Source organism: Flavihumibacter petaseus NBRC 106054 (assembly GCF_000974785.1).
GTDB classification, from domain to species: Bacteria; Bacteroidota; Bacteroidia; order Chitinophagales; family Chitinophagaceae; genus Flavihumibacter; species Flavihumibacter petaseus.
Genome location: NZ_BBWV01000004.1, coordinates 346,832 through 367,299, shown reverse-complemented (window position 1 = coordinate 367,299; position 20,468 = coordinate 346,832). Strand labels below are relative to the sequence as shown.

General features: G+C 49.6%; 11 protein-coding genes. 6 read left to right on the top strand and 5 right to left on the bottom strand.

Annotated features, from left to right (window positions below):
• Window positions 1-11: 11 nt before the first annotated feature.
• From FPE01S_RS20970 to FPE01S_RS20960, 3 genes are read right to left on the bottom strand one after another with little or no spacing between them, the layout of a single operon-like run.
• Window positions 12-836: an undecaprenyl-diphosphate phosphatase gene (locus FPE01S_RS20970; protein ID WP_046371037.1), complete on the bottom strand. Its 825-nt coding sequence runs from the start codon at window positions 834-836 to the stop codon at window positions 12-14.
• Between the two features lie 5 nt (window positions 837-841).
• A complete protein-coding gene (locus FPE01S_RS20965) occupies window positions 842-1,102 on the bottom strand; it encodes a DUF3098 domain-containing protein (protein ID WP_046371036.1) in 261 nt (86 codons plus the stop codon).
• A gap of 11 nt (window positions 1,103-1,113) precedes the next feature.
• The gene (locus FPE01S_RS20960; protein WP_046371286.1) at window positions 1,114-1,986 is read right to left on the bottom strand and encodes a cell division protein FtsX; all 873 of its coding nucleotides are present in this window, start codon (window positions 1,984-1,986) and stop codon (window positions 1,114-1,116) included.
• 191 nt (window positions 1,987-2,177) lie between these two features.
• Between FPE01S_RS20960 and FPE01S_RS20955 the strand changes: the two genes are divergently transcribed.
• Both FPE01S_RS20955 and FPE01S_RS20950 read left to right on the top strand, forming a co-directional pair.
• Window positions 2,178-5,081 (top strand): leucine--tRNA ligase, encoded by a 2,904-nt coding sequence (locus FPE01S_RS20955; protein WP_046371035.1) that lies wholly within the window; start codon window positions 2,178-2,180, stop codon window positions 5,079-5,081.
• 467 nt (window positions 5,082-5,548) lie between these two features.
• Entirely contained in the window at window positions 5,549-6,640 is a 1,092-nt protein-coding gene (locus FPE01S_RS20950) for a class I SAM-dependent methyltransferase (protein WP_046371034.1), read from the top strand.
• 3 nt (window positions 6,641-6,643) lie between these two features.
• Here the strand turns inward: FPE01S_RS20950 and FPE01S_RS26105 are convergent, their stop codons facing one another.
• A complete protein-coding gene (locus FPE01S_RS26105; RefSeq protein WP_046371033.1) occupies window positions 6,644-7,738 on the bottom strand; it encodes a hypothetical protein in 1,095 nt (364 codons plus the stop codon).
• A gap of 409 nt (window positions 7,739-8,147) precedes the next feature.
• Complete coding sequence (locus FPE01S_RS20940; RefSeq protein WP_046371032.1) at window positions 8,148-11,465, bottom strand: S41 family peptidase; 3,318 nt, start codon at window positions 11,463-11,465, stop codon at window positions 8,148-8,150.
• A gap of 106 nt (window positions 11,466-11,571) precedes the next feature.
• Between FPE01S_RS20940 and FPE01S_RS20935 the strand changes: the two genes are divergently transcribed.
• From FPE01S_RS20935 to FPE01S_RS20920, 4 genes are all read left to right on the top strand, one after another.
• Window positions 11,572-12,045 carry a hypothetical protein gene (locus FPE01S_RS20935; protein WP_046371285.1) on the top strand — a complete coding sequence of 158 codons (474 nt, stop codon included), beginning with the start codon at window positions 11,572-11,574 and terminating at the stop codon, window positions 12,043-12,045.
• A 472-nt stretch (window positions 12,046-12,517) separates the two neighbouring features.
• Window positions 12,518-15,526, top strand: a complete 3,009-nt coding sequence (locus tag FPE01S_RS20930; protein WP_052956070.1) for a SusC/RagA family TonB-linked outer membrane protein — start codon at window positions 12,518-12,520, stop codon at window positions 15,524-15,526.
• Window positions 15,527-15,543: 17 nt separating this feature from the next.
• Window positions 15,544-17,070 (top strand): RagB/SusD family nutrient uptake outer membrane protein, encoded by a 1,527-nt coding sequence (locus FPE01S_RS20925; RefSeq protein ID WP_046371030.1) that lies wholly within the window; start codon window positions 15,544-15,546, stop codon window positions 17,068-17,070.
• Window positions 17,071-17,143: 73 nt separating this feature from the next.
• Window positions 17,144-20,467, top strand: coding sequence for a VCBS repeat-containing protein (locus FPE01S_RS20920; RefSeq protein WP_046371029.1), 3,324 nt, complete (start codon window positions 17,144-17,146; stop codon window positions 20,465-20,467).
• Window position 20,468: the final 1 nt, after the last annotated feature.

Below are 20,468 nucleotides of genomic sequence, written 5' to 3'. Positions count from 1 at the left end.
TTTTGGATTATCTATTGGATAACCTTCAATCCCAGCAATATAAGAAGAATAACACCTGCAGCGATACGGTAGTAGCCAAACCACCGGAACCCATGGCGTTGCAGGAACCCGATAAAAAACCGGATCGCCAGCCAGGCAACGGCAAAGGCCACTACGTTGCCCACAATAAACAATACCAGTTTATCAGTTGACCCGAGCAGCATCTCATAACCTTTGCTTTTCACGCCGGGTGCCAGTTCCCAGTCTTTCAGGATCAGGCTGTGTGCAGTTGCAGCTGCCATCGTCGGAACAGCAAGGAAAAATGAGAACTCGGCTGCGAGGTTGCGATCCAGCTTCTGCTGCATACCGCCAATGATGGAGGATGCGCTTCGGCTCACACCGGGGATCATCGCCAGGCACTGCCAGCAGCCAATGATAAAGGCTTTTCCGAAGGAGATATTTTCTTCCTCGTGAATGCCCGGCCGTTGAAACGCGCGGTCGATCCAAACGAGTACCAGGCCGCCCAGTAAAAGGGAGAGCGCCACCGTCAGCGGACTCTCGAGCATCGCGTCGATCTTGTCTGAAAACAGGTATCCGAGCACGAGGGCAGGGATTACGGCAACCGCCAGTTTCACATAAAACAGCGGCCTCTTGAAATCAAAGAATTTTTTCCAGTAGAGCACCACTACCGCCATGATCGCTCCAAGCTGGATCGCCACTTCAAACAATTTGGTAAAGGCATCTTTTTCAATGCCCATCAGGGAGCTGGCAATGATCATGTGGCCGGTTGAGGAAACCGGAAGGAACTCGGTCAATCCTTCCACGATGGCAATGATGACCGCTTCAACTATCGTCATGTAAACTAGGCTTTCGGCTTCTTGAAAATGGCAAAGATTTCTACGCCGAGTCCAAGCAGGATCAGGATGGGAGCAATGGTAATGCGCGTAGTGCTGTACACTTCCTTCTGATCAAATACAGCAGGGTCACTGCTCTTGCCGCCTGACATCAGGAGCATGCCGATGGCAATGATCACCACGCCAACGATCATATAGAGATAGTTTTCTTTTCCGAAAAGGTTTTCAGAAGTGTGAATCGAGGCGGTCTTTATTTCTTTCCTGGACATGTGTCAATATATTAATACAGTTCGTCGAGTTTCATCTTGAGATACTTCACCACGCTGCGGTGTGTGCTGAGCAAAGATATCAGAATGCCCAATACAACGATGCCGATTCCCAGCAGGGTCAGCCAGGTGATGTCCCGCATGGCCCTGAGTTCAGGCAGCTGCTTTTCTGCAAAAACCACCAGCACCAGGATTCCCGCCAGGGCGATCAGTCCGCTGATGGTACCGTTGATCACCGCCCGCAGATCCATTGGCTTCGAAATAAATCCCCGGGTAGCGCCTACCATTTGCATGGTCTTGATCAGGAAACGGTTGCTGAACATGGCCAATTTGATGGTATTGTCGATCAGCACGATCACCACCACACATAGGACAATGGCGATGATCAGCAGGATCAGGCTGATTTTACGGACATTCTCATTGAGGTTGCTGACCAGGCTCTGCGGATACTGCACATCATTCACCCCGATGTTCTGCATCAGATCGGCTTTGATCGCCGCCAGGCTGTCAGCATGAACATATTGGTTCCGCAGCTTGAAATCAATGCTCGCAGGCAAAGGATTGACATCCAGGATGTTTTTCCAGTCTTCATTGCCATCCGCCAGGAACTTGGCACGGGCCATTTCCTTGGTAATATATTCGTACTCCTTTACATATGGCTTGTTGGCAATGTATTGAACCAGTGTCACACTGTCTTTCTCGTTGATATTCTCCCGGAGGTATACCCGAACTTCCACATTCTCCTTAAAATACTGCCCCAGCTTGTTGGCGTTGATCACGATCCATCCCAGCAGCCCCAGGATGAAAAGTACCAGGGATACGCCCAGAATGGACATAAAATAGGAGGGTTGCGAACGTTTCGCGGATGACTTTCCGATTTGCGTCATTTTATAGATTTTCAGTGGGTTAGTACTGGCGGCTAGTGACAAAAATAGCCGTTTTCGCTATTCAGTTTGTATTTTTGTCGCCCGTTAAACGAAGGGGAGGGGCAATGTTATTGCGGGTTTCAGCGAAGGCTGACATTTTTAAGTTGCCTTTCACAATTCCCAAACATCCTTCCCGATAACAGATACCATCGATGGAGTATAATTTCAGACGAATCGAAAAAGAATGGCAGGCAGCCTGGCAATCCGCCGGCGCGTATCAGGTTTCCAACGACAGCAGCAAGCCGAAAGCTTACGTGCTTGACATGTTTCCCTATCCAAGCGGTGCAGGGCTTCATGTAGGCCACCCGCTGGGCTATATCGCCAGTGATATTTACAGCCGCTTCAAACGGCTTAAAGGTTTTAATGTGCTTCACCCCATGGGCTATGATGCCTTCGGACTTCCTGCCGAACAGTATGCCATCGAAAATGGCGTGCATCCCGCCGTGAGCACCGAAAAGAACATCGCCACATTCAGGAAACAACTCGACAATATCGGCTTCTGTTATGACTGGAGCCGCGAAGTGCGCACTTCCGATCCGAAATATTACCGCTGGACGCAATGGATCTTCCTCCAGTTGTTCCAGTCTTTTTTTAACCGGCAGAAAGGCAAGGCAGAACCCCTGACCGAACTCACTGCAGCATTTGAGTCTGAAGGGAATAGCAGCCATCCGAGCCCTGGCAACCCTTCCCTGCAGTTTTCCGCGGCTGACTGGAAAAGTTATGACAATTCGCGGCAACAGGAAATCCTGATGGATTACCGCCTGGCTTACTGCGGTTATGGCGAAGTGAACTGGTGCGAAGCGCTGGGCACAGTCCTGGCCAACGATGAGGTGATCAACGGGGTAAGTGAACGCGGCGGCTTTCCGGTAGTCAAGAAAAAACTCCGCCAGTGGTACCTGCGTATTACCGAATATGCCGACCGCCTGTTGTCAGGACTGGAACAGATTGAGTTCAGCGATGCCATGAAGGAAATGCAATCCAACTGGATCGGCAAGAGCTTTGGTGCAGAAATGGATTTCGCCGTAAAAAGTGAGCAGAACCTGATGAAAACCCTGCGGGTGTACACCACCCGGCCCGACACGATCTTCGGTGTCGACTTTATGGTAGTAGCCCCGGAAATGGAATGGGTACCCCAACTGGTTGCTGCCGCTCAATCTGAAGCCGTGGAAACCTACCTGGCATACGTGAAGAGCCGGAGCGACCGTGAACGCATGGCCGAGAAAAAGATCACCGGCGTATTCACCGGTGCCTATGCGATCAACCCCTTCGACGGCCGGGAGATCCCGATCTGGATCTCTGAATATGTGCTGGCCGGTTACGGTACAGGCGCCATCATGGCTGTGCCTTGTGGTGACGAAAGAGATTTCAAATTTGCCCGCCATTTCAATATCCCGGTTACCAATATCATTGGTGATGCCTTCGACGGCAACGAAGCCAATCCCACAAAAGATGCCATCCTGGAAAACAGCGGCTTCCTTAACGGACTGCAGATGAGGAAAGCCATTGATGTGGTAAATGACAAAGTGGAAGCCTTGGGTATCGGCCGCAAGAAAGTGAATTTCAAAATGCGCGATGCGGCGTTTAGCCGGCAGCGTTACTGGGGTGAGCCTTTCCCGGTTCAGTGGAAATCAGGAGTAGCGGTACCGCTTCCCGAATCCGCTTTGCCGCTGGAACTTCCCTATGTGGAAAGTTACAAGCCCGGACCCGACGGAGAAGGACCGCTGGCCAATATCCCTGAGTGGGTTGCCCGCGAACTGGAAACCAACACCATGCCCGGATACGCCGGTTCCAGCTGGTATTTCCTCCGGTATATGGACCCGCACAATGACCAGGAATTCTGCAGCCGCAAAGCCAGTGACTACTGGAACCAGGTAGACCTGTATATCGGTGGTACCGAACATGCTGTAGGACACCTGTTGTACAGCCGGATGTGGACCAAAGCCCTGTATGACCTCGGTCATATCGGGTTTGATGAACCCTATCGCAAACTGGTGAACCAGGGAATGATCCAGGGCAGCAGCCGGTTTGTATACCGGGTTGATAGCATGGGACGTAATGATGACGGTAGCGCAGGCATTGTAGTCAATACTTCAACGCCGGTATTTATTTCGGGTCATTACTATCAGAAATTTGTCAGCGGTGAGATAACAGGAAAAGAGCTTGCATTATTGGTCAATGAACAGATTGCGTTTTTTAACCTTGAAGAGAATTCAGACTTCTCCACAATAACTGTTACGCCTATTCATGTCGATGTCAATATTGTTGATGGGTATGAGTTGGATATTGAGAAATTCAAAAAATGGCGAACAGAATATCAAAGTGCTGTATTTATTTTGGAAGAAGGGAAATATATCTGCGGCTCATTAACTGAGAAAATGAGCAAGCGACTGTATAACACCGTCAACCCTGATGACCTCGTAGACAAATATGGTGCTGATACCTTCCGCATGTACGAAATGTTCCTTGGCCCGGTTGAAATGAGCAAACCCTGGGACACCAAGGGTATTGAAGGTGTACACCGTTTCCTGAAGAAATTCTGGCGACTTTTCGCCGATGAAGAAAAAGGGCTGCAGGTAGTGGATCAGCCGGCAACACCAACGGAACTGAAAGTGCTTCATCGCACTATCCGCAAAATTGAAGAGGATACGGAAAGATTTTCTTTCAATACAGCCGTCAGCACCTTCATGATCTGTACCAATGAACTCAGCGACCTGAAATGCCGCAAGAAAGGTATACTGGAACAGGTATTAATCCTCCTGACACCCTATGCGCCGCACGTTTGCGAAGAGCTTTGGAAGCAGATCGGCAATACAGGAAGCATCCTCGATGCCGCGTTTCCCGTTTTTGAAGAGCAGTACGTACGGGAATCAGCCAAGGCATACCCTGTTGCCATCAACGGCAAAACAAGGGCGGAGATCACCATTTCTCTTGATGCCAGCCAGCAGGATGTGGAAAGTATTATCATGGCAGATGAAACGGTAGCGAAATGGCTGGAAGGCCGCGCACCGAAAAAGGTGATCTACGTAAAGAATAAGATGATCAATGTGGTCATATAATATCCCGCGGGGCAGGGGAACTGATGAAAATCCCTGCTCCGCGCCCAAAAATCGAAAAAAGCAGGGGATTGATCGAAGTGTTTCGGCAGATGACTGCAGGTAACGCAATTTTGTTCCGCAAGCGTTTTTGTCCGTCCTAAGTTGATCCAGATCCTTTGAAAGCGATGTATCCATTATCCATTGAAAGCACAATCCTTATCCGGGCATGGAAACTGATCCTATGAAAGAACAGCCGATACCTATGATGCCCACTGGTTGTAACTCGTCCCGGAAAAAAATTTGTCCCGCCCGTCCAGGCGGGACTTTCTTTTGCCCATTGATTTGATTTCTACCCGTCTGGCATATCCCAGATACCCGGCTGTCTGGTTGGTTTAAAAATGTGTCAAATGAAGGCGGTAACTCCTTCACAAAAGGCGTGCTTCGCGGGCTGGGAGAATAACTTAGTTGTCCTCAAAAAAAATACTGGTATGGAAACAGCAACAACTTCAGCAAAAACTGCGGGTGCTCCCGCCATCGACATGGGTAAGATGGAGAGCTTCCTGAACAAAGTAGTCAGCGATTTCGGTTCTTCCCTCAGTATCACCCTCAGTTTTATCGGCGACAAACTGGGATTGTACAAAGCCATGGCATTTGCCGGTCCGGTAACGGCGGCAGATCTGGCCAAAAAAACCAACACAACCGAACGGTATGTGCGGGAATGGCTGATCAACCAGGCCGCCGGCGGATACATTGAATTTGATGAAAAGAAAGGTACATACCGCCTTCCGGACGAACATGCCGTTGCGCTCACCGATGAAAACAGCCCCTTTTATGTTGCCGGGGGATTCCAGGTGATCAGCTCCATGCAGAAAGCAGAGGAGCGCATCACCGAACTGTTCAAAACAGGTGCGGGCATGTTGTGGGGAGAACATCACCATGGACTCTTTGAAGGCACCGAAAGATTTTTCCGTCCGGGTTACACCGGTAACCTGGTAGCCCAGTGGCTGCCTGCGCTGGAGGGTGTGGTGGACAAACTCAAGAAAGGCGCCCTGGTAGCTGATATCGGCTGTGGGCATGGCATCAGTACAATGATCATGGCCCGGGCCTTCCCGCAATCTAATTTTGTTGGTTACGATAACCACGTGCCTTCCATCGAAAGGGCCAATGCGCTGGCCGGTGAAGAAGGGCTCAAAAACGTTCGCTTTGATGTCGGCAGTGCTCAGAAGTTTCCAGACCGCCAGTTTGACCTGATCGCTTATTTTGACTGCCTCCATGATATGGGTGATCCCGTGGGCGCCATGGCCCACGCAAGGGAAGTGCTGAAAGATGACGGCACCATCATGCTCGTGGAGCCCATGGCCGGAAGGAAAGCTGTGGAGAACCTGAACCCCGTAGGCAGGGTCTATTCCGGCGCATCAGTGTTGTGCTGCTCCCCGAACGCCATGGCCTCTGGCGGATACGTGCTGGGAACCGTTGCCAGCGACCAGGCATTGGAAGAAGTTAGCAATAAAGCCGGCTTCAAGCGCTTCCGCAGGGCCGCAGAAACACCCTTTAACCGCGTTTTTGAAGTGAGAAAATAACGGTTATTTTTCCTGTTCGCGGATGATGCGGATCAGTGCACTGCTGTTCTCGTTGGCAAAGAGACGGGCTTCATACCTTTTGTCGCCTACGATCGCCACCATGAACGAAGTATTGGGAGGTATACTGCCAAGGTTTTCGGCCACCATCACCAGTTCATTGTCGGCGCCCAGTTCGCTGGCATCAAGTTTAACCGTGTAGGGCTGTTCTGTAAGCAGGATGTGCTCCAGTAACAGCTTGCCATTGAGGAATAACGCAATGGAATCACCATCGACCTGCGCATTGTCATAGAAGCGCAGTTCGATGGTTTTTGCCGTTATCGGGATGACGGTCTGCAGCACATTTTTACGGGTGCTGAATTTGGTCAGATTGGGTGTTTTGGGTGCCGCGGCCGCCACCGTTGCCGGCGCAGTTGCAGCAGGTGGTGTTACAACCGGAGCTGTTGCAGCCGTTGCTGTCTTTGCCGGTAGGGGAGCTGCTACAACAGCATTTCCGGAAGGCCCGGCGGGGCGATCCTGTCTTACTGCTGCGGGAGGCAGATCAGCAGACTCCTCATCGGGAAAATTGGCTGCCAGGCTGTACCGGTAGATGCTGTCGATGAGTTCCGGATCATTGGCGCCTACGAAATAGTTCTCTATGATCTCATCCCATTCATCCGGGAACATGGTATCGCTGGTCTTCTCCAGGTGAAGCGTACCATGTTTTTTCGATTTATCGTCACGCGACGTACTGTTGCCATCCAGGAGCATTTCATCGGCACCGGGACAATTAAAATCCGCAACCATCAGCTGTGCATCAGGATTTGCCTTTAAAGACAGCGGCAACCTGGATTTCTGTTCTTCCAGCAATACTTCATCCCACCAGATCACCCCATTGGTTTCCGGGTCGAAATGGCCCTTCACGCTATATTTTTTGTATTGATTTTTTCCTGAGTAATAATAGGCTACCCCGACCAGCTGGTCACCGTTTTTGACCAGTTTCAGTTCCGTCTGCTGGCGGTTGACCTTTCCCCGCCAGACGCCGGTAATCGTCTGAGCCTGAACGTTTACGATAAAAAGACATAGGAAGACAGTGAGGTACGACAAAATTGGTTTCAGCATGGATGGTTTGTTGTCACCAAACTAACGAACTGATGGGAAAACTAGTACAAACGAAATGGTAAAGTTGACAGCGGCATCAAATACCTTTCCTTTTGGATGGTAACCGTATCTGAAGGGAGGGTGTTCGGGGTTTGTAGGTGGTTCTTATCCTTCCTACTACCTTCCTACTACCTTGCTAGTACCTTCCTACCCAGAAAAGACCGGCCTTGTTTCTGTATAAAACCCAGTTTTACATCCCGAAACAGAGGAGCTCAAATCCAAAATCAGTAAAGCACAAAACATATAGTCAACAGAAAATCCAATAAAACGATGTTCAACAGGGTACCCCATAAAACAGTTGGGTCCCCACCCGGGGACCCAACTGTTAAACTTCCCCACCTACGCTAAAGCTTCGGAGGGCGCGGTAAACTTAAAATGCCTTCTTGTCTTTGCTTTCACTCAACGTTTTCAGCATTTCTTTCACGGCCGCTTCAATCTGCGCATCTTTTCCATTCAGAAACTCTTCATACTTCAAGGGTACCCTGATATCCGGTTCCAGCTGGAGGTTTTCCGTCGGGCGGTTCTCCTTACCAATGGTGGCGATCATCGGAATACCAAATACGATTGTCGGATCGATCTGCTGCTCCCACCATACCGCTGTACCGGTACCCGGAACAGGCATTCCGATCAGTTTGCCGGTGCCATTCTGTTTGTACACATAGGGAAAGATGAAGGCGTCACTGTAGTTACTTTCACTCATCAGCACGCAGCTGGGCTTGGACCAGCGGCCCATGGGTTCGCCGTCATTCAGCCGGTGCCCCTGCGGTGCAAAATCCAGGTAACGTTTGCCGCTGAGGAAAGTGTACAGGTCATCATGCAGCCAGCCGCCGCCGTTAAAACGGGTATCCACAATGAGGGCCTGCTTGTCGAAGTTCTTGCCCAATACGGCATCAAACGTGCTGCGGAAACTGCCATCGTTCATGCCCTGCACGTGCACGTAGCCTACTTTGCCATCACTGAGCTTGTTGACCATATCATCCATTTTCTTCACCCATCGTTTGTACATCAACCCTGCTTCTTCGCCAAAGGTGATCGGTTTTACGGTTTCATCCCAGCGGTTTTTGGTAGCTGGATCATAGAAGGAAAGCAGTGTGTTTTTGCCGTCTTTGCGGTTCAGGAAGGCTGACCAGTCGGTGCTGTCGGTGATCGCTTCGCCATCGATCTTTTCAAGAATGGCGCCTGCCTTCACCTTGCTGCTGCTGCGGTCAAGCGGGCCACCTGCGATCACTTCTGTGATCTGGAGACCGTTTCCACCTTTGGTTTCATCATATAACAGACCGAGTGCTGCCGTAGCATCAGGATTGTCCATTTTGGGGCTGTAACGACCACCTGTATGCGAAGCATTCAGTTCTCCCAGCAGTTCGCTCAGCAGTTCCTGGAAGTCATAGTTGTTGCTGATATGCGGCAGGAAACGCGCATAATTTGTCTTGAATCCATCCCAGTCAATTCCGTGAAGTTTAGGATCGTAGAACTTCTCTTTCACCTGGCGCCAGGCGTGGTCAAATATGTATTCCCTTTCTTTCGCGGCATCCAGCACCATTTCGCCGTTGATGCCGATCGGTGTGATTTTTCCGGTTTCATCCACTTTCACCAGCGAGCCGCGGTTGGTAACGAAAAGCGACTTGCCGTCTTTGCTCATCTCAATACCACTGGGGGAGCCTCCGAGTTTCGCCAGTATTTTGGTTTCCCGTGTACGGGGCTCAGTCACCCACAGGTCATATCCTTTTTCAAAGGAAGCGAGATAGTAGATCTTGCTGCCATCACTGCTGAGTGCATAGTCAGCGATGGAAGAGGAGTTAATGGTGAGACGGGCCATGCGGGTATCCAGGTTGTCGAGGTTGGGCTGGAACGCCGGCTTGGCAGGTGCTGCAGGTGCACTGCTCTTTTTGTCCCCATTCTTCTTATCCTTACTTTTTTTATCAGCTGATTCTGATGCAGCGGCATCTTTTGCAGCCTTATCTTTCTCTGCTTTTTCCTTTTCTTCTTTTTCTTTCAGCAGGGCATAATCGTCTTTGCTGAGTTTGAATTTATCATACAGGTCCTGGTCGAGGAAACCTGCATAGATATCAACTTCACGGCTGCCCTGGTTCGCAAGTGATTTACGGCCTTCGCGGGCGCTGGCCCAGGTAATCACTTTTCCGTCCATCGCCCATTTAACATTGCCCTGGCCGAACCCGCTACGCAGCGGATGCTCGATACCACCGGAGCCATCGGATTTGATGAGTGCGGCATTGCCGGTGAAGAAATTTCCTTCGCCGTCGTCACTGATGATGTATTTGCCATCGGGGCTCCAGTTGAAGGACCAGTCGCCATCTGAATAGGAATAGTTATGTCCCTCAGGCAAAAGGGTGCGTGAAGTTTTGGAAGCGATATTGTATACTTTAAGAATGTTGCGGTCACTCACATAGGCCACTTCTTTTCCGTCGGGAGAATATTTTGGTTGATATTCTTCGGCGGCGTTGGCAATCAGCGGTGTTTCGGTGAGCAATGTGGCGGCATAGAAATAGGGTTCATCTTTACGGCTGATCGTTGCCGTGTAGATATCCCAGTTCTCGTTGCGTTCTGCTGAATAAATCAGGGAGCGGCCGTCGGGACTCCATTCCACCATTCTTTCCTGTTCTGGTGTATTGGTCACCCTTTTGGTTTGTGTGCCTTCTACGCTGGTAACGAAGATCTCCCCGCGATTGACAAATGCGATTTCCTTGCCGTTGGGCGAAAGTGCGAATTCGGAAACACTGCCGTTGATAGAGATATTCTTGTCCACCCCGGCACGCCCGTCGTTGAAGATCTGGACAGTCAGTTTTTTCGGTTGTCCCCCGTCGTTAAGGGTATAAATCTCGCCGTCATAAGTGAAGCAGAGGGTGTTGTTTTTGCTGACGCTGAGGTGACGGACAGGATTATTCTTTAGCTGAGTGATCTGTTGCTCCGCCATCCGGTTTTTGACGGGAGCCTTAAAGATGTTCTGGCTGCCCGATTTTTCACTCAGGTAATAGACGAACTGGTCATCGCCGCTGAAAACGGGTTCGCGGTCTTCCCCTTCGTAGCCACTGATCTGCCGGAAGGTATTGTTGCCCGTTTCCATGATCCAGATATCGCGGGTAACGGAAGAATTGTGGTGTTTGCGCCAGGCATCTTCATACCCCTTGCGGTCCTGGAATACCAGTTCCGTTCCCTTGCTGTTGTAGTGGGCATTTTCCATACCGGCGGAACTGATCAGGAGGTTGCGGCCGCCCTTTACAGAAACTGAATAGAGGTTGAGAAAGAGCCGCGGACTGTAGAAACGGATGTTTTTTTCGGGGATGTTGCGGGCGCTGCCGAAGATCACGTTTTTGTCGTCGGGGCTAAAGTCGTAGGGATAGTCGCCGGAACTGTTGGTCGTAACACGGGTGGGATTACCACCGGTGGCCGGCATGATGTAAACATCGAAGTTGCCGTGGCGGTCGGAGGCGAATGCGATGCTTTTGCCGTCGTGGCTCCAGACGGGCATCATATCATGCGCTTCATGAATCGTCAGGGGAACGGCAATGCCGCCGCCGGCGTCCACGCGGTAGATATCACCCTTATAACCAAATGCGATGGTTTTGCCATCGGGACTGATGGCGGGGTACCTTAACCAGAGGGGATTGTCCTGCGCCAGGGCGGGGGCTATTCCGGCCGCCAGCAGCAGGGCAGTGGTGAGAAGTTTCATGTGTCAGCTATTTAGTAGATTTAAAGGTAGCCAACCGGCTGAATTGAAAAAGCGCCTTTGCATCACCGCAGGAATTCAGGTATGAGTGGTGCACAAAACAGATACAATGGCATATCCTCATCCAACACTGATCGCGGCCCTTCGTGCCGCAGCCGATCGTTTAAGGGAAGGAGTTTACTATTCCTGGGGGCATCATGGTGCCTGTAATTGCGGGCAGCTACTGCAGGTGGTAACCCATTTCAGCAAGGAGGAGATCCTGACCGGGGCGCATACTGTACCGGGAGAATGGACAGAGATTGCGGCGGAATATTGTCCGGTAACGGGAACACCGGTGGAGCTGCTGATGAAGGCGTTGACGGATATCGGCATGACACCCACAGATATCCATCACCTGGAATACCTGAGCGACCGGGAGGTGCTGGAGGCCCTGCCGGGCGGTTTCCGGTGGCTGAAGCGGAACCGGCGGGAAGACCTGGAGGCGTATCTGGAGGCTTTTGCGGGTTTGCTGGAGAACAGGATTGTTCTTCCGCCTGCAAAAAATACCGCCAGGAAAGCGGCAGTCCTTGCCAGCGTGGAGTAGTGTCATTTATACCTTTATTCCTGTCATTTTGGTGAACCGCGAAGAAACCGGACCGGGATTTCCGGCGATTATTGGGTTGTACTTATCTAGTGAACTAGGGTACTGATAATTAATGCATTAGAACTCCGGGAGTTATTTATTGAGGTTAAAAAAAATAAGTTTTTGTTAAAAAAAAACCACTATTTTTACCCGATATATGTACTTTGTACACAGCAAATAGTCAGCAGACTGTTGTTGATTGAAAGGTTAAGAAAATATGAACAAATAGCTGTCCCGTCTGGCAGCATTTTGACATCTTCCGGTGCCTTTTAAGTAATAAGCGAAGTGAAATGATTGCTTGTGGATCAGAAGAAATGCTTGTAGGTGAGATTGAAGATTGCTGCCGATTTGATTGGTGTTCGAAAGACAATGTTTACTAAAAACTCTTTTTTTATAAACCGTCACGAGAAACAAAAATCAAAACTCTAACATTATGATTGCTGCATTGCCACGTTGGGTAAGGGGGCTCTCTGCTCTCTTGCTACTGCTCTTGCTCTGCTCTGCCATCCAGGCACAGGACCAAAGGGTGATCTCAGGAAAAATCACGGATCAAAAAGATGGGTCTCCGATTGTGGGGGCGACAGTTACGGTAAAAGGCTCTACACAGGGGGTCTCTACCGGTGCTGATGGTACATTCAAGATCAGTGTTCCGGCTTCTGCCAAGACACTGGTTATCAGTTCAATTGGATTTGGTTCTACCGAACAGTCGATTTCGGCAACGACATCAGATCTGGCGGTAGCGTTGACTGCATCAAACTCCAACCTCAATGAGGTGGTGGTGGTAGGTTATGGTACAGCCCGTAAAAAGGACCTGACCGGATCAGTAGCCACCGTAAAGGAAAAAGACTTTAACCAGGGTATCATGAGTGCTCCGGATCAGTTGATCCAGGGCAAGATCGCCGGTGTTCAGATCCTGAACAACAGTGGTCAGCCTGGTGGCGCCACAACAGTAAGGATCCGCGGTACGGCCACTATCCGTGCAGGCGGTGGTCCTTTGTACGTAGTGGATGGTGTTCCCCTTGATGGCCGTTCTGCCCGTCCGGGTCTGAACTCTCCGGGATTGGGTAATACACCTGACGCCAACCCTCTTAACTTCATCAACCCACAGGACATTGCCAGCATGGATGTGCTGAAAGATGCCTCTGCGACAGCGATCTATGGATCACGCGGTGCAAACGGTGTGGTGCTGATCACTACCAAAAGAGGTACTTCAGGTGCGCCGAAACTGGATGTTACTACCAATTTCGGTTTCAGCCAGATGTTGAAACAACTGGACGTTCTTGACGGTGATCAATACCGGGCCGCACTGAAAGATTATGGTTTATATAAAAAAGATACCAACGATTATGGCGGAAATGTTGATGCCATGGACGCCATTACCCGTTCCGGTTTCTTCCAGAATTATACTGCCGGTATCAGTGGTGGAAATGAAAATGCGAGACTGCGTGCATCCATCGGTTATTACGACCAGGATGGTATCGTGCAGAAGACCGACATGAAAAAATACACCGCTTCCCTTAACGGCAATTTCAAATTCCTGGAAAACAAAAGACTCGGTCTTGATATCAATATCCTGACATCACAGACCGTAGAACATGTGGCGCCTATTTCGAATGACGCCGGTTTCGAAGGAAGTTTGATCGGTATGGCGCTTCAGTGGAACCCAACGCGTCCGCTCCGCAATCCTGACGGATCGCTGAACATCCGCAAGGCGCCGTTCCCGGAAACGAACTATAACCCGCTCGCGATGTCAGAAGCTTATGAGGACCGCGCCCGGACTACCAACATTCTGGCCAGCCTCTCCCCTTATTTTAAGATTACCAATGACCTGGAATACCGTTTCCTGGTATCCATCAATTATGGCCTTGGTAACCGTAAAGCGCAAATGGCGAACTGGATGAATCTCCAGGGTAACCTGGATCGTGGCTGGGCAGGCATTCTCGACAACGAGATGACTACCAAACAACTCACCCACACCCTGAACTACAACAAGCAACTGAATAAGTCGCTCTATCTCGGTGCTACGCTGGGTTACGAATACATGAAGTTTGACTACAATGGTCACTATCAGACTGCCCGTGACTTCCCTTCCAATTCATTGCCTTACTGGGACTACATGGGCGGTTCGTCTGTTGCTTCCAGGGATATGGGTTCCTTTATCGATCCCACTGCAGAATTGCAATCTTTCTTTGGCAGGGTAAACCTGAACTTCAAGGACCGTTTCCTGCTAACCGGTACAATGCGTGCTGACGGGTCCAATAAATTCGGTAAAAACAACCGGTACGGTTACTTCCCCTCTGCAGCTTTTGCATGGAATATCACCAACGAAGATTTCATGAAAAGTTCCAGCGTAGTGAACAACCTGAAACTCCGCGTTGGTTATGGTGTAACGGGTAACCAGGATTTCCCTTCAGGAGCTTCCCAGGCCAGGTACGTATATACTGGTCCCGGTACTGTTCGACAAATCCAGCTCGCCAACCCCAATCTGAAATGGGAGACTTCAACCACACTGAACTTCGGTGTTGACTACTCCCTGTTCAAGAGCCGCCTGTATGGTAGTGTAGAATACTTTATCAAGAAAACAGATGACCTCCTGATCAATTCCAAGGCAGTCGATCCTGCTCCTGGTTACCTCGGGTGGAGCAACATCCCCGGAACGGTAACCAATAGTGGTCTTGAAGTTACCATCAACAGTGAGATTATCAGTAAGGATGACATGACCTGGACCGTAGGCGTGTTTGCTTCTTTCCTCAAGAATGAAATGAATGATTATTTCGGTCCCCCGATCTATACCGGTGCTATCACAGGTCAGGGCCTTACAGGAGCCACTTCTCAAAAACTGGAGAATGGTCAGCCCATCAATGCTTTCTACATGGGTAAATTCCTGGGCATTGACAAAAATGGTAATGCACAGTTTGAAGGCGGCGATCCCAATAATGTAGCGAACAAATATTTTGTAGGAGATCCCAACCCCAAAACTTTGCTGGGTTTCAGCACTACTTTTGCCTATAAGAAGTTTTCAGCAACAGCGAATATGAATGGTGCATTCGGCCAGGAAGTTTACAACAACACCACCCAGGCAGTGTTGACCATTAACAACCTCGCTACCAACAAAAACGTTGCGAGCTCTGTGTATGTACCGAGTCTGCATGAAGTTACCAATGCTCCCCAGCCGGTGTCTACCCGGTATCTTGAAAAAGGTGACTATTTCAAAATGGCCAACCTGACCTTTTCTTATCAGCTGGGCAAAATTTCAAAGTATGTAAGGAATTCCTCTGTATATATCACCGGACAAAACCTGTTCGTGATTACCAAATACACAGGATTTGATCCGGAAGTAAACACCCCCAAACCTGTTGATGGTGTTCCTTCATTCGGTATCGAGTACACGCCTTACCCTTCTGCCAGAGTTTTCATGGTGGGACTTAATCTGTCACTTTAATCTCAATTGCTGAAACAATGAAAGCGTTAAAAACATTTATAATAGTCCTGGGAGGCATGGTTACAACCGTTGGTTGTACCAAGCTGGACGAGAGCCTGAATGGTTCCATTCCCCAAAATGAATTCAAAGAGAATGCGGACATTCCTGGTTTGCTGAAATCCTGTTACACTGCCATGTACGGACCATTCCAGGATCAGACAGGTATCTGGTGTCTGCAGGATATGACATCTGATGATGCAATCGGACCAACCCGTGGTGGTGACTGGGATGATAACGGCGTGTGGCGCGTGTTGCATACGCAGAAATGGGATGCTGAGAATCAGCGGATCCGCGACAACTTTTCTAACCTCCTTCAGATTGTGTTCCTTACAACGGATATCCAGAATTATAATCCGCCTGCAGATGTTGCAGCGCAGGCTTATATGCTGCGTGCCTGGGTAACCTATAACGTGTTTGACCTGTACAACAAAGTGCCTTTCCGCCAGGTAGGATCTGATCTTAACCTTCCTCCTGAAATTCTTGAGGGGCAGGCTGCAATCGACCAGATACAAGCGGATATTGACAAGGCGTTGCCGGATCTCGGCGACGGCCCGGCCAACAAGTCCAACAAATGGGCGGCAAAAGCCATACTCATGAAACTGTATCTGAACAGGGGCGCCTTCCTGAACAGAAAAGCGCCAACTTTCGACGCAGCTGACATGCAGAAGGTCATCTCCCTGGCTGATGAGATCATCAACAGCGGCAAGTTTGCCCTGGAAAGTGATTTTTATTCCAGCTTTATTCCCAAGAATACGGAGACTTCCAAAGAGATCATTTTTGCCAACGAGAATACAACAACAGAAGCAGGTAACGTGCGTTTCCACTGGCATGCCGGTACCCACTACAACCAGAACCCAAGCGGCTGGAATGGTTTCACGACCCTGGCAAATTTCTACGACAAGTTTGAAGACCAGGACCAGCGGAAGGGTAAAGCTTACACCGGTTTCACCGACAAGGTGGGAATGAGGGTTGGCTTCCTGGTTGGTCAGCAGTATGGCAAAGACAATGTTGCGTTGGTTGACCGTGGTGGTAATCCCCTGGTGTTCACCCGTGATATTACCCCGATTGTCGATGGAAACGTTGAGCTGCCCGGTATCCGCGTAGTGAAATATGTTCCGGATATGAAGTCAGATTACAGCGGTGACAAGGATATCGCAGAGAATGACTATGTATTTCTCCGCTATTCAGATGTGTTGCTCATGAAAGCAGAAGCCCTGCTCCGCACCGGTAATGCAGAGGATGCACTGGACATCGTTAATGAGATCCGTGTGAAGCGCGGCGCAACAGCGCTGGCAACGCTTGACCTGGACAAACTCCTCGATGAGCGTGGCCGCGAACTGTATTGGGAAAGCTGGCGCAGGAACGACCTGATCCGCTTCGGTAAATTCCTGGATCCGTTCGGACCTACAAAGCCTGAAAAATCTGACGATAAATACCTGCTGTTCCCGATTCCCAATGCAGCTAAAGCTGCAAACCCTGCCCTGGAGCAGAACCCCGGCTATTAATCACCTTAGTTTTTTCTTAAATAAAAAAAGGTCATTCCTGTAATGACCTTTTTTTATTTAGATTGAGTCCTTTATGAAAAGAATCGCTTTGTTCGCGTTGATGGGCTGCTTGCTGATTTCCTGCCGCGATAAATCCAGTTCAAACCCCCTGTTCAACCGGGTGGAAAATTCTGGTATCGACTTTCAGAACAAGATTGAGAACACCCGCGATTTCAACATTTTCAACTACCGCAACTTTTATAACGGAAGCGGTTGTGCAATCGGCGATATCAACAATGATGGCCTGGCCGATGTCTTTTTCACTGCCAATATGGGCAGCAACAAACTCTACCTCAACAAGGGCAATTTCGCTTTCCAGGACATTACTGACAAAGCCGGCGTTGCCGATGCAGAAAACTGGAGCACCGGAGTTGTAATGGTTGATATCAATCACGATGGCTGGCTGGATATTTTTGTGTGCAATGCAGGGTATATCAACGGCCGCGTGCCGGTCTGTAAAATGTATGTAAACAACCGCGACAATACTTTTACTGATCATGCTGCGATATATGGCCTCGATAACAAAGGCGGCTATACCACCCATGCCGCATTCTTTGATTACGATCTGGATGGGGATCTCGACTGCTATATTCTGAACAACAGTTTTATTCCTGTCAATACACTCAACTATGCCAATAAACGGGACCTCCGTGCCAAAGACTGGCCCGTGGCAGATTTCCTGAAAGGAGGTGGCGACAAACTGCTCCGCAATGATGGTGGTCGGTTTACTGATGTCAGTGAAGCCGCCCATATTTACGGAAGCCTGATCGGCTTCGGTCTCGGCGTAACAGTAGGCGATGTAAACGGTGATCGCTATCCCGATATCTATGTGTCCAACGATTTTTTCGAGCGGGACTATCTCTATATCAACCAGCGGGACGGCACTTTCCGTGACGAACTGGAAAACAGGGTACAGCACATCAGCCACTCTTCCATGGGTGCAGATATGGCTGATATCAACAACGACGGACGTGAAGACATTTTCGTTACGGAAATGCTTCCCGACAATGAAACCAGGCTGAAAACAACCACTTCTTTTGAGAACATCGACATACAACGCCTCAAACAGAAAAGCGGCTTTTACAATCAGTTCATGCAGAATACGCTGCAGGTGAATAATGGTAATGGTCAATTTATGGAAACAGCATTTTACAGTGGCGTGGCAGCTTCCGACTGGAGCTGGGGCGGATTGTTCTTCGATGCCGATAATGACGGACTTACCGATCTCTACGTTTGCAACGGGATCTTCCAGGATGTTACGGACCAGGATTTCATCGACTTCTTTGCCAACGATATTATTCAAAAAATGGTGCTCACGGGAAAGCGGGAAGAAGTGGATGAGGTCATCAACAATATGCCGTCAAGACCGATCGCCAATAAAATGTTCCGCAACAAAGGTGACGTTCAGTTTGAAGACATGGCCAGCCGATGGGGCCTCGATGAACCGTCCTTTTCCAATGGCGCTGCCTATGGGGACCTGGACAATGACGGTGACCTGGACCTCGTGGTGAACAACGTTAACGCCAAGGCATTTGTGTACAGGAATATGCAGAACAGAAATGACGGCAATCATACGATCTCCGTTGTGCTGAAAGGAAAGGGGCTGAATACTTTTGCAGTTGGTTCGCAGGTGCGGATTTTCCAGGGCGGTAAAGTCTTGTCGCGTGAACTGATACCTTCCCGTGGATTTCAGTCTTCAGTTGATTATAAAATTGTGATCGGTACCGGCAAGTTGCCCGTTGACAGTATGCAGGTGATCTGGCCTGACAGGAGCGTTGACACCTGGCTTCATCCCGCTGTGGATTCCACTTACCATTTAACAGCGTCCGCTGCAGCAAAACCATTCGTTCCGGATGCCGGCGTCCCGCCCGTGCTGTTTACCCGGGTTGCCGGTGCCCCTTTTGACAAGCACCAGGAAGATGATTATATCGATTTTTACTATGAAAGAAACCTTCCTGTGATGCTGTCCCGGGAAGGACCGAAAATAACAGCCGCAGATGTGAACGGAGACGGCCTGACGGATCTGTTTATCGGAAGTGCAGTGAACCAGCCGAGGATGATCTACCTGCAGCAGGCAAACGGGTTTGTGAAAAAAGAGATCCCTGCATTCAACCTTAACCGCGGGATTGATGACGATGCTGTATTGTTCTTTGATGCAGATCATGATGGCGACCAGGACCTGTTTATCGGCGCTGGCGGCAACTTTATTACGCCGCAGCCATCAGGACTCGCACACCGGCTTTTCCTGAATGACGGAAAGGGCAATTTTGAATGGAAGCAGAACGCCTTTCCGGCAAACACAGAAAATATCAGCGTGGCCATAGCAAACGATATAGATGGTGATGGTGATGCCGATCTTTTTGTGGGTGGCAGGAATGTGCCGCAGCAGTATGGCAATGCCCCGAATAGTTATATCTACATCAATGACGGAAAGGGAAATTTTTCTGATCAGACGGCATCTGTCAGTCCTGAACTGGTTCAGGCAGGGATGATTACCGGTGCGGCATGGGCGGATATTAATCAGGACGGCAGGGCTGACCTCGTGATCACCGGTGAGTGGATGTCGCCTCAGGTGTTTCTCAACCAGGGTGGAAAACTTGTTCGCACTAAAACATCACTGGATGCCTTACAGGGATGGTGGGGTGCGTTGGTTGCTGCAGACCTTGATAATGACGGTAAAACGGACCTGGTACTCGGAAATTCCGGAAAGAATTTCTACCTGAAACCGGATGAAAAACATCCGATTAAACTCTGGATCGGCGATTTTGACCAGAATGGCCAGGAAGAGAAAATACTGACCCGCACCATTGACGGGAAAGACAAACCGGTGTTTCTGAAAAGAGAACTGACGGATCAGATTCCGAGTTTGAAAAAACAGAATCTAAAGCATGAACAATACGCTTTGAAATCTATCCAGGAATTGTTTCCTGAGAAAGTTTTGTCTAAGGCTACCGTCAGGATCTTTAATTACAATGCATCCATTGTGGCCTGGAATGACGGGAAGGGTAATTTCTCCGTCAGTGAATTGCCGTATCCTGTTCAATTGTCGTCTGTAAATGCAATTGCTGTAAAGGATATTAATGGCGATGGAAAGGCTGACATGGTTATGGGCGGGAATAACCTCCACCTGCAACCGCAATTCTGCAGGCTTGATGCCAGTGAAGGACATCTCCTGTTCAACCAGGGAAACCGGCAATGGCAAAACAATGATCCTGCATTTTCGGGATTGCAGTTGAAAGGAGAAATAAGGGGATTGCAGTTCCTGGAATTTCAGCAACGCCTGTCGTTATTGGTGACACAGAATGATAGTGTTCCTGTTTTGCTGTCGGTGCAACACGCTAAATCTGAAAAGCACTGAC